General features: G+C 71.1%; 8 protein-coding genes and 1 pseudogene. 7 read left to right on the top strand and 2 right to left on the bottom strand.

Annotated elements, in window-relative coordinates; translation table 11 throughout:
* The 4 genes and pseudogenes from B056_RS0134580 to B056_RS0134555 all read left to right on the top strand — a co-directional run.
* A partial coding sequence (locus tag B056_RS0134580; protein WP_018506400.1) for a transposase family protein occupies positions 1 to 223 on the top strand: 223 nt, incomplete at its 5' end.
* A 138-nt stretch (positions 224 to 361) separates the two neighbouring features.
* Positions 362 to 537: pseudogene (locus tag B056_RS46410) on the top strand (transposase); the annotation flags it as partial.
* 1,878 nt (positions 538 to 2,415) lie between these two features.
* On the top strand, positions 2,416 to 3,081 hold the full coding sequence (locus tag B056_RS0134560; protein ID WP_018506396.1) for a response regulator transcription factor: 666 nt from the start codon (positions 2,416 to 2,418) through the stop codon (positions 3,079 to 3,081).
* 343 nt (positions 3,082 to 3,424) lie between these two features.
* Positions 3,425 to 4,645: a choice-of-anchor D domain-containing protein gene (locus B056_RS0134555; RefSeq protein WP_230203332.1), complete on the top strand. Its 1,221-nt coding sequence runs from the start codon at positions 3,425 to 3,427 to the stop codon at positions 4,643 to 4,645.
* Positions 4,646 to 4,738: 93 nt separating this feature from the next.
* On the opposite strand, the gene B056_RS0134550 is transcribed toward B056_RS0134555, so the two are convergent.
* On the bottom strand, positions 4,739 to 5,893 hold the full coding sequence (locus B056_RS0134550; protein WP_230203331.1) for a hypothetical protein: 1,155 nt from the start codon (positions 5,891 to 5,893) through the stop codon (positions 4,739 to 4,741).
* A gap of 289 nt (positions 5,894 to 6,182) precedes the next feature.
* Here B056_RS0134550 and B056_RS0134545 point away from each other — a divergent pair, with 289 nt between their 5' ends.
* Genes B056_RS0134545 through B056_RS0134535 form a run of 3 tightly spaced genes read left to right on the top strand, consistent with a single transcriptional unit; the run spans position 6,183 to position 8,887 of the window.
* Positions 6,183 to 7,121, top strand: coding sequence for a zinc-dependent alcohol dehydrogenase (locus tag B056_RS0134545; protein ID WP_018506393.1), 939 nt, complete (start codon positions 6,183 to 6,185; stop codon positions 7,119 to 7,121).
* Between the two features lie 29 nt (positions 7,122 to 7,150).
* Positions 7,151 to 8,008 carry an SDR family oxidoreductase gene (locus tag B056_RS0134540; protein WP_026240496.1) on the top strand — a complete coding sequence of 286 codons (858 nt, stop codon included), beginning with the start codon at positions 7,151 to 7,153 and terminating at the stop codon, positions 8,006 to 8,008.
* 45 nt (positions 8,009 to 8,053) lie between these two features.
* Positions 8,054 to 8,887 carry an enoyl-CoA hydratase gene (locus tag B056_RS0134535; protein ID WP_018506391.1) on the top strand — a complete coding sequence of 278 codons (834 nt, stop codon included), beginning with the start codon at positions 8,054 to 8,056 and terminating at the stop codon, positions 8,885 to 8,887.
* Positions 8,888 to 9,039: 152 nt separating this feature from the next.
* Here the strand turns inward: B056_RS0134535 and B056_RS0134530 are convergent, their stop codons facing one another.
* Positions 9,040 to 10,479 carry an aldehyde dehydrogenase family protein gene (locus B056_RS0134530; protein WP_018501992.1) on the bottom strand — a complete coding sequence of 480 codons (1,440 nt, stop codon included), beginning with the start codon at positions 10,477 to 10,479 and terminating at the stop codon, positions 9,040 to 9,042.
* Positions 10,480 to 10,495 lie beyond the last annotated feature (16 nt).

The following is a 10,495-nucleotide window of genomic DNA, read 5'->3' as shown; positions in this document are numbered from 1 at the left end:
AGACGTGATCATGCCGTATCGGAAACCCCTCGACGGACAGCCGCTGTCGGAGTGGAAGGAGGAGCTGAACAGGGTGCACCGCAAGGTCCGGGCCCGCGTCGAACACGCCCTCGCCGGGATGAAGACCTGGAAGATCCTGCGTGACTACCGCCGCCAGGCCCGCACCCTCGGGATCACCGCGGCCGGGATCGCCCATCTCTACAACATCAGCCGGACCGGCTGACCGGTCACGCGGACCGGCCACACCCCACCCAAACCGAGTTACGAAACAGCCTTTAGTAGGACTTGATTAGGTCTGTCCGTGATTGTGCTGACTGTCGTCTTCAGCTGTGTGGCGGTGGTTGGTATGGAACTGGGTGAGATGGACCCGGTGCGGCCGGTGATCGAACGGTTCGCGGGTGAGATGTTCGCGGATCTGCCGCGGTGGGATCAGCGGGGCAAGGGTGAGCTTATGTGCGGGGGCTGCTGACCGACGGCAAGCGCAAGAGCATGGTCCCGATGGCCGCCCGCCTCAGTGTGGATCATCAGCAGCTTCAACCATCAGCCGTCGATATCGCAACCTCCCCGGTGACAAATGTGCAGCACTCACGCAGGCAGCTCGGGGTGATGATCTGACCGTGCCCCGTTCGCGACGGACATCCCACCACGGCCAGTTCGCGGGTCGGGCACCGCGCCACCGTGGCCGGGCGTGCGCCGACCGGCCGTATCCGCGCCGCAGAGGTCACCGGCCCGATCTGCCCCGAACGGCTCCACCAGAACCAGATCTGGTGTGGGTGCGCTCGCCGTGCCGGTGCTGGTCGGTTCTGAGGTCCGGTCGAGTCGTACGCCATGCTTGCCACATCGCGTACCACCTACCGTCCTGGGACCGGTCGGGTCGATGGTCGGGCCCTGCTCGCCGCGCGGCGTGAGCCATCTGCATGCGTGCGACTGGCCTGCCACGTCGACAGTGCCTGCCACGAGGTCGGCCGGTGAAGTGCCGCCAGCGATATTCGTCCTGCGCACAGCGGTGGTGCTGCTTCTGGCAGTGGTGACCGCCGCCGTTGCAGGCGGCCTTACCTGGCGGGCACGAGGAAACGTCGCCGAAGCTGCGCTCGTCGGGGGCGCCGGATTCGGCATGGCTGTCAAGTCCTTCCACGAGCATTTGACGCCCTGGGCGTCGGTACGCCGGACTCGGCTTCGTCGGACCGGGCCCAAGAGCCGGGGCGACAGCAGGCCGACGCGCGGGTGAAGGCGATTAGATGGCGCAGGTCGGCGGTCCGAGCCTCGGTGGTCCAGGCGGTCAGCTGTTGGGTTAGCAGAGCGGCGGGGGGATCGCACGAGGCCGACGAGGCGGTCCTCTCGGCGCAGGCAGCTGTGTTGCGGATCGGCTGGGACGATCAGTGGGGTAGTGGTGGTCGATGAGGTTCGCAAGCAGGGTGACGGCTTCGGCGATTTCCTTGCCGGTCATGAGGGTCAGTTGGATCTCTGTCAGGCGTACGGGCGCCGCCCTGGGGCGGCGGGCCGCTGGGGCGGCAGTGGTTCGGCGGTTGGCTGCGTTAGCGGCGGTGGTAGGTGCTGGGTCGGGATGGTCGGGCATCGGCTTCCTCGTTCTTTCCGATCCCGGGGGACTGTCGGCTGTCGGACACTGCGACCGGTCCTTGTAGCTGGGGGACTGGTGCGGGGTGCGGTTTCCCGGGTGGTGGTTGGCGGGGAGGCTAACGCTGGGTGTTCGGCGTGTCGGGGATGCGCGCCGATGAGGATGTGAATCTTGGTGTGGCCGGTTGTGGGCCTGGCTCGGTTCAGCTGGGTGGTCTGCGGAGTGGACGGGCTGGACAGTCGTCCGGGCGGCCATCGGGGGTGGATGTGGATGGTCGGGGGCGGCGGGTGCCGTCCCCGACCATCGGGCGTCATCCGGATGTGGTGGGCCGTCGGCCGGTGGGGGCTGTGCGGCGTCGGCGGGGTGCCGGTGTGGTGGTGTTTCCGCTGGTAGACGGCCCGCAACCATGGTCTGTGATGGATATCACAGGGCCGGGGACAATCGGGTAGCGGTTCGCATTGTGGTCAATCCGGTCGACCAGCTAGAGGCCACTTTCGATCTTCGAAAGTGGCCTCTTCGTCGTTCGGGCCGGAACCGTGGTGGTCACCTCGAGATCCCCGGTGCTCTTCGGGGGGTATCGCCTGGCGGCCGCCCTGGCGGGGCCGCCGCTGTCCGGTAGCGCCTGCGACCTCTTTGTGTCAGGTCTGTGACGTTTCGTGGCAAGCCTGGAATGCTGGGACGGTGCCAAGGGGGGACAACCCGGCTCATCCATGCCGAGCGCGGACGGCCGTGGTGTTCGCCGGCGCTGCCGGCAGCGCCGGCGTGGGCGTCGTGGGCGACGGTGGGCTGACCGCGGGCGGCCGGCCCGGTGGCCGGCTGTCCGGACGGGTGGTGCTCCCGTGCCCGTGACACCGACCCGCGTCGTCCTGGCGGATGACGCGCCGCTGTTCCGTCAGGCCATCGCCTGGCTGCTGGAGGAGCACGACTTCCAGGTCGTGGGTCAGGTGGGTGACGCCGACGGGCTGCGGCACGCGGTTTCGGCGCTGCGTCCCGACATCGCGGTCATCGACATCCGGATGCCTCCCACCGGCCGGCTGGAAGGGCTGGAGAGCGCGGTGGAGCTGCGCGCCAGGCATCCGGGCCTCGGGGTGCTGCTGCTCTCGCATTACCTGGAGTCGCATTACCTTCCGGTGCTTTTCGGGGCGAATGCCCGGGGTGTGGGCTATCTGCTCAAGGAGCGCGTCACCGGTGTCGAGGCGTTCGTCGAAGCTGTCGCCCGGGTCGCGGCGGGCGGCTGTGTTCTCGACCCCGAGGTGGTCGATCTGATGATCACCGACCGCTTGCGGCGTGACCCCCTGCACACCCTGACCGCCCGGGAACGGGAGGTGCTGGCGCTGATGGCCGAGGGCCGTTCCAATCAGGCGATCAGTGCCAAGCTGGTCCTCACTCCCAAGACGGTCGAATCTCATGTGCGCAGCATTTTCACCCGGCTCGGCCTGGCCCCCGAACCGGACGATCACCGGCGGGTCCTCGCGGTGCTCACCTATCTGAGAGCACACCACTGACCGATCGCTGACCGACGGGCTCCGGCCCCGTCGGCGGGCCGGCTCGGTGCGGTGCGCTGCGGTCCGGCACAGTGGCGGGCATTCGACCGAGGATCCCACCCGCGACCGGTCTTGGTTACAGGGCTACCCCTGATGTTGACCACCCCCGCCTGGATCAGGCTCACTGCCGTGGCGGATCAGGTCCGGGCCAGCGCGCCACGGGGGGTGCGCTGGCCCGTCGGCCAGCGTGGTTCCGCGCGCCATGAATTCTCTTTCACTTGCGGTCGGGGGGCCTTCCATGACGTCACAGGTGAGCACGGATCCCAGTCCTGGCGGGTCGACGGAAAGCGAGAGGCGCGCGGTGGTGGCGGCGCCGAGGCCGCGGCGGACGTGGCGGTGGACGGGCCGTTCCGGTTTCACCGTGGTGGCCCGGGCCGGTCGGCGTCGCCTGGCTGGATTTCTGGTCGCGGTCCTCGTTCTGCTCGGCGCCGGCGCCTGCCAGGCCGAATACAAGCCGCCGTTCGCGCCCATCGTGTTCGCCATCGACGAGAACGGTGAGATCGACGTCAGCGCGAGCCGTGACGTGGTGACTCCCATCGGCACCTTCACGATCAGTGAATCGGTGTCGAGGCCGCGGGACGTCTCCTCGGACCGGACCCTGATGATTGTCCGACACAACGTCGCCGGTGTGCTGAAAGACGCCTGGTTCACCCTGCTGGCCGCGGTGAACCTGCGTTTCTCCGTGGACGGGACGAACCGGCTCGTTCCGCAGGACGAGGAGAACGTCGCCCTGCTGGAGGTGACCGGCCCGGCGACCGGGATCGTCGCCGAGGCGACCGATGACGACTCCGGTGGCCGTTTCGAGTCCGAGCAGGTCGAGGTGCTGCCGGAGGTCCCGGCGGAGACGGACCCCGCGGTCACACCGGGCGGCGAGGGGCCGGGCGGCGAGGCGGGTGAACCGGGTATCGAGGTGACACCGGAGACGCTGAGCTGCGACGAGTCGGGGTGCGCCGAGCCGGTGACCGTGGCGAGCACCGGAACGGGCCCGCTGCGGGTCACCTCGACCGAGATCGTCGGCTCGGACGCGGCGGCGTTCTCCGTGGACGCGGGCTGCGAGGCCGACCTGCCGCCCGGTGACCAGTGCGCGCTGAGTGTCGGCTACGTGCCGCCGGACAGCGGCGAGGCGGCGGCCGCGACGCTGGTCATCCACCAGAACCTGAGCGGTCCCGCCAGCGAGGTGAACCTGGTGGGAAGCGCCGGGACGACGCCGACGCCGCCCGACCCGGAGCCCGGCATCGCGGTCACCCCGGAGACGGTGTTCTGCACCAGCTCGGCCTGCCAGCCGGTGACGGTGGAGAGCACCGGTGCCGACCCGCTGACCGTCACGTCCGTCGAGATCGTCGGGGCGGACGCCGCCGCGTTCAGCTATACGAGTGACTGCGAGGGCGCCGCTCTGCCGACCGGGGCCCGGTGTGTGGTCACCCCCGAGTACACGCCGCGGGGTGGCTCCGGCGCGACGGCCAGCCTCGTCATCCACCACAACCTCGCCGGGCCCGCGACCGAGGTGACCCTCTCCGCCTCCTGAGAGCGTTCTTCGCTGATGGCTGCGACTGACGACTGACGACTGACGACTGACGGCGGGCGGGTGCGGGCGGACCCGTCCCGTTCGCCCCGCGGGCTAGCCGATCCGCCCGGCGGGTGGCGGGCACGGCGCCGGCGGCGCGTCGGCGAAGTCCGTGACGCGGTACCCGCCGGTGGAGTCGGGGGCCAGGTCCACCCGGATCCGGGACGCGAGGCCGAGCTGCCCGGTGGGCAGCGACTGTTCCAGGGTCTCCCGCCCGGTCTCGTCCAGACAGCTGTCCACGGCGACGGCCCCGCCCTGCGGCCCGGCCGAGACCCCGGTGACCAGCAGCCGCAGCGGCCCGCGGACGGATCGGCCGGGGATGGCGCGGTTCTGGTCCAGGAGGGTCGTCAGCATGCCGAAGAAGGATGCGTCGACCTGGTCCACCAGCGAGCCGAGAGCGGCGCGGTCACCTTCCTGGGCGCGGGTGAAGGCATCCCAGAAGGCGAGGTGGGCGCGGACCTCGGGGCTGGCCGGGTCCACGCCCGGCCCGGTCGTCATCTCGACGGAGCCCGCGACGACCGGGGCCCCGCCCGCCGTCGGCGCCTGCGAGGAGTCGGCCGGGCCCGCGGTGGCGGGTGGTGCCCCGGTGCCGTCCCAGGAGACGAAGGACGTGAGCGCGGCGACGATCTGGCGGTCGGTCGGGGCGCTGAACACCTCCGCGCCGCTCCAGGCGACCTTCACCGAGGTCGGGCAGCCCGCGGCGGCCGGGTTCACCGGGACGGTGGCGACGACCTGACCGGTGTGCGCCGCGCGCACCGTGATCCGGTACGAGCTGCGGAAGAACGGGACCCGCTGTTGGCTCCCGAGGTCGAAACGGCAGATGACGTCGGTCGCTTCGCGGGCGTCCCGCTCGGCGCACGCGACGAGCTGGGCCTGCGCCGGCGGTGCCAGGAAGGCGTCGCGCTCGGGCTGGCCCATGTCCTGGAGCAGCCGGACGGGGAACGTCGACCCGGTGGGGTCGTTCCCCTGCTGCTGGCTGAACAGGGCCACCGGATGCGGCCCCGGCCCGGTGTAGGGCGGGGCGGAGGTGAGGGCCACGTTTCCGGCGCAGACCTCGTTGAGGGCGCCCAGGTCGACCGGCCCGTCGACGGCGCGGACCTCGCCGCCGGAGCCCTGGCCGCCGGGGCCGTCCGACGCGCCCCCGCAGGCGGCGAGCGCGCAGACTGTCAGCGCCGCCACCGAGAGCACCGCCGTCGCCCGTTGTCGCACGCCTGCCCCTTGTCCCGCGGCCGTCGCCGACGGTGGGCGACTGTTTCGTCCGGGAAGATCCCCACCATATCGGCCACGCGGGGACGCCCGCCGGTCACGTTCGCCGGGCACGTCCGCCCACGGGCACCTGCCGGAATGCCGGCTGGTGGGGAAGTCGCGATCCGTTTCCGTGGCGGGGTGGCCAGAGTACGATTCCGGCGAAGAAGAAGCTGTTTCCGCATGGTTAGAACAGCGTTCTGGCCAGGCGGGTGGTAAGGGCGGATCGAATCGTCACGGTCAGGGAGCGCTCATGAAAGCCGTACGTGCCGGCAACGGCGGCGTCAGTGTCGTCGACCTGGAGGAGCCGCCCGGCTCCGGCGAGGTCTTGAAGATCGCGGCCGCGAGCATCTGTAGCTCCGACCTCCTGTACATCAGATTAGGCAGCCAGCGGATCATCGGGCACGAGCTGGCGGGCGTGCGCGAGGACGGGTCGGCGGCGGTCGTTGAGGCGATCATCGGCTGCAATGTGTGCGACCTCTGCCGGCAGGGCCGGTACAACCTCTGCGTGGAGCAAACGAAGCAGGCCCTCGGCGCGACCGCGGATGGCGGGATAGCCGAGCGGTTCCGGGTCCCCGCGGAGCGGATCGTCCCGCTCCCGACCGGCCTCGACGTCCGCGACGCCCCGCTGGTCGAGCCGGCGTCGGTCTCCTGGCACGCCCTGCGGCTCGCCGGCATCGGGCCGAACACCCGGGTCGCCGTCGTCGGAGCCGGCGCGCTGGGCCTGCTCGCCGTCGCCGGTGCCCGGCATCAGGGCGCCCCCGAGGTCGCCCTCGACGCGCGTCACCCCCACCAGGCCGAGGCCGGCGAGCGGCTCGGCGCGACGCTCGCCCACGAGGGGCTCTACGACGTGGTCGTGGAGGCCGCCGGCTCGGACAGCGGCCTCGACCGCGCGATCGATCTCGTCGCCCCCGGTGGCACGGTGGTCTGCGTGGGTGTCCGGCTGGAAAACAAGGTCGGGGTCAAGTGGAGCCCGCTGTTCCACCGCGAGGCCCGGCTCATCCCGTCCATGGGCTACTGCGCCCACGAGAACGGCCGGGAGATGGAGGACGCGGCGGCCATGCTCGCCAAGGACCCCGAGATCGCCCGCACGCTGATCACCCACCGGTTCCCGATCGCTGACGCCGCCGAGGCGTTCCGGGTCGCCGCCGACCGCAAGGCCGGCGCGCTGCGGGTCGTGATCGAGCCGTGAGCACCGGGAACATCGGGGGCACCGGGAACATCGGGGACACCGCGAGGCCCGGGGGCGCCGTGGGCATCGTGACCGGAGCCGGTCGTGGCATGGGCCTGGCCTGCGCCCACCGGCTGGTCGACCTGGTGGACGTCCTGCTCCTGGTGGACCGCGACCCCTCCGTCGCCGAAGTGGTCGGTGAGCTCGCCAAGGCCGGTTCGGCCACCGTCGAACCGTTCGTCCTCGACGTCACCGAGGTCGAGGGCCTGGAGCGGCTCGCCGCCCGGGTCGCCGAACTCGGCACGCTGCGCGCCGTCGCCCACGCCGCCGGGATCTCCCCGAGCATGGCCGACTGGCGGCGCATCTTCACCGTGGACCTGGTCGCCACGGCCCAGCTGGCGCGGGTGCTGCGGCCGCTCACCACCGCCGGCACGGCGTCGGTCTACTTCGCGTCGATGGCGCCGATCCTGAGCATCGGCGAGCCGCACCCGACCGCCGACGCCGCGCTGGACGAGCCGCTCGCCCCGGACCTACTCGACCGGATCCACGCCGCGCTCGGCGCCACGGTCGAGGACTCGGGCTGGGCCTACTCGTGGGCCAAGCGGGGGGTGCAGCGTTTCGCCCAGCAGGAGGCCGTCCGGGTCGGGCCGCTCGGCGGCCGGGTCTGCTCGCTCTCCCCGGGGATCATCGACACGCCGCAGGGCCAGCAGGAGGCGGCGGAGCACAGCTCCATGCAGGTGCTCGTCGAGCGGACCCCGGTCGGCCGCATCGGGCAGGCCGAGGACGTCGCCGACGTGGTCGCCTTCCTCCTGTCCGACCAGGCGCGCTTCGTCAGCGGCATCGACGTCCTCGTGGACGGCGGGGTCGCGGCGGCCGTGCGCGGGCCGGCCGCCGCGACCGTGAAGTAGCGGACCTCGTCCGAGCGGAGAATCCATGACCCGCCGGTGGAATCCATGACCTACGGAAACGGGGTGTCGGTGGTGGGCGAGAGCGAGCCCGTCGTCCTGGTCGAGACCGCGGACCGCGTCACGACGGTGACGCTCAACCGGCCCGCCGCGCGCAACGCGCTCAGCCGGGCGCTCACCCACGCGCTGTGGGACGCCGTCACCGCGGCCGGGGATGATCCCGGCGTCGACGCGGTGATCGTGACGGGCGCCGATCCCGCGTTCTGCGCCGGGGTCGATCTCAAGGAGGTCTCGGGCGAGGTGCCGCCCTCCGCCGTCCCGCGCGGGCCGGGGGAGGGGCCCGAGCGCCATGACAACGGGCTGTTCCGGTTCCTGCCCGTCATCGACAAGCCGGTCATCGGGGCCGTCAACGGCGTGGCGGTGACGGGCGGCCTTGAGCTGGCCCTGCAGTGCACGTTCCTGGTGGCCTCGGAACGCGCGCTGTTCGCCGACACCCACGCCCGGCTCGGGATCATGCCGGGCGGTGGGGCCAGCGTCCTGCTGGCGCAGTCGATCGGGCTGCGCCGGGCCGTCGAGATGTCGCTGACCGGCAACTTCCTGACGGCGGCGGAGGCGCTGCGGCTCGGTCTGGTCAACCATGTCGTGCCGCACGACGAGCTGCTGGGGTGCGCGCGGCGGCTGGCCGGCGACATCGTGAGCAACGACGGGCAGAGCGTGCGCCGCCTGCTGCTGCACTACCGGCAGCTGGCGAACACGGCGACCCTCGACGAGGCGCACCTGGCCGAGGGGCTCATGGCCGAGACGTGGCGGCCCGGGACCAGCCACGTCGCCGCCCGCCGCGCCGACGTCACCCAGCGCGGCCGCCGGCAGACCCGCGCCTGACCCGGTCCGCAGCCCGCGACGGCGATCGCCGTACAGACCGCCGGGGCGGTCTGGCGGGTCCTTCGGGGGCTCGCCGGACCGCCCCGGCTGGTGCCTGGTGCTGGTGTTTGCCGGTGCTGGTTGGTGCTGGTGTTGGTGCTGGTGTTGGTGGGTCAGGTTCCGGCTGGGGTGGCGATGGTTTTGACTTCGAGGAATTCCTCGAGGCCGAGGAGGCCGCTTTCGCGTCCGATGCCGGATTGCTTGTAGCCGCCGAAGGGGGCGTCGGGGGCGTACCAGCTGCCGCCGTTGACGCTGATGGTGCCGCTGCGGATGCGGCGGGCGACGTTCAGGGCGCGGTCGGTGTCGGCGGACAGGACGGAGCCGGAGAGGCCGAAGATGGAGTTGTTCGCGATCGCGATGGCGTGGTCGTCGCCGTCGTGGGGGATGACGGCGAGGACGGGGCCGAAGATTTCTTCCTGGGCGATCTCGCTGTCGGGGTCGACGTTCGCGAGCAGGGTGGGGGTGTAGAAGTACCCGGGGTTGATCTTCTGGCCGCCGGTGACGAGGGTGGCGCCGGCGGTGATGGCGCGCTGGACGATGTTGTCGACCTTGTCGCGTTGCTTCTCGCTGATCAGGGGGCCCATGTAGGTGTCGGGTGCGGACGGGTCGCCGACCTTGATCTGGGCGAGGGTGGCGGCGACCTTCTCGACGATGGCGTCGTGCTGGGCGCGGGGGACGACGAGGCGGCTGGTGATGGCGCAGCCCTGTCCGGCGTGGGAGCAGATGGTGAAGGCGGCCATCATGGCGGCCATGTCGTGGTTGGCGTCGTCGAGGACGACGAGGGCGGATTTCCCGCCGAGTTCGAGGAAGACCTTTTTGACGGTCCTGCTGGCGACTTCCATGATGCGTCGGCCGACGGCGGTGGATCCGGTGAAGGTGACGAGGTCGACGTCGGGGTGGCTGGTGAGGACTTCGGCGGCGTCGATGTCGAGGGAGGTGATGACGTTGACGACGCCGGGGGGGATGTCGGTTTCGTTGGCGATGAGTTCGGCGAGGGCGAGGGCGAGCAGGGGGGTGTCGGGGGCGCCTTTGAGGATGACGGTGCAGCCGGCGGCGAGGGCGGGGGCGAGTTTCGCGAGGGCGAGTTGGGTGGGGTAGTTGTAGGCGACGATCGCGGAGACGACGCCGGCGGGTTCGCGTTCGACCCAGCGGTGGTGTTGGGCGCCGCGGGATTCGACGGTGCCGAGGTCCTGGGTGAACTGGTAGCCGGCGGCGAGGTCGGCGTAGTACTTGACGAGGTTGATGGGGTCACCGAGGGCGGGCCCGTCGGTGATCATGCGGGGGTGGCCGACCTCGGCGATGGTGAGTTCGCGGAGTTCTTCTTTGTGCTTGAGGAGGACGTCGTGGAGCTGGTTGAGGCACTGGACGCGGAACGCGACGTCCGTGGACCAGTTGGTGGTGTCGAAGGCCTTGCGGGCGGCCTTGACCGCGGCGGTGGTGTGTTCGACGGTCGCCTCCGCGGCCTGGCCGATGACCTCACCGGTCGCGGGGTTGATCGAGTCGACCGTCCGCTCGGTCTCGACAAGCTTTCCGTCGATCAGTAACCGCTTCACAGCCGCTCCTCGTTGA

The sequence above is a fragment of the Parafrankia discariae genome (assembly GCF_000373365.1).
GTDB lineage: Bacteria > Actinomycetota > Actinomycetes > Frankiales > Frankiaceae > Parafrankia > Parafrankia discariae.
The sequence above is the reverse complement of the archived record's forward strand: the minus strand, read 5'-3'. Positions and strand labels throughout refer to the sequence as shown.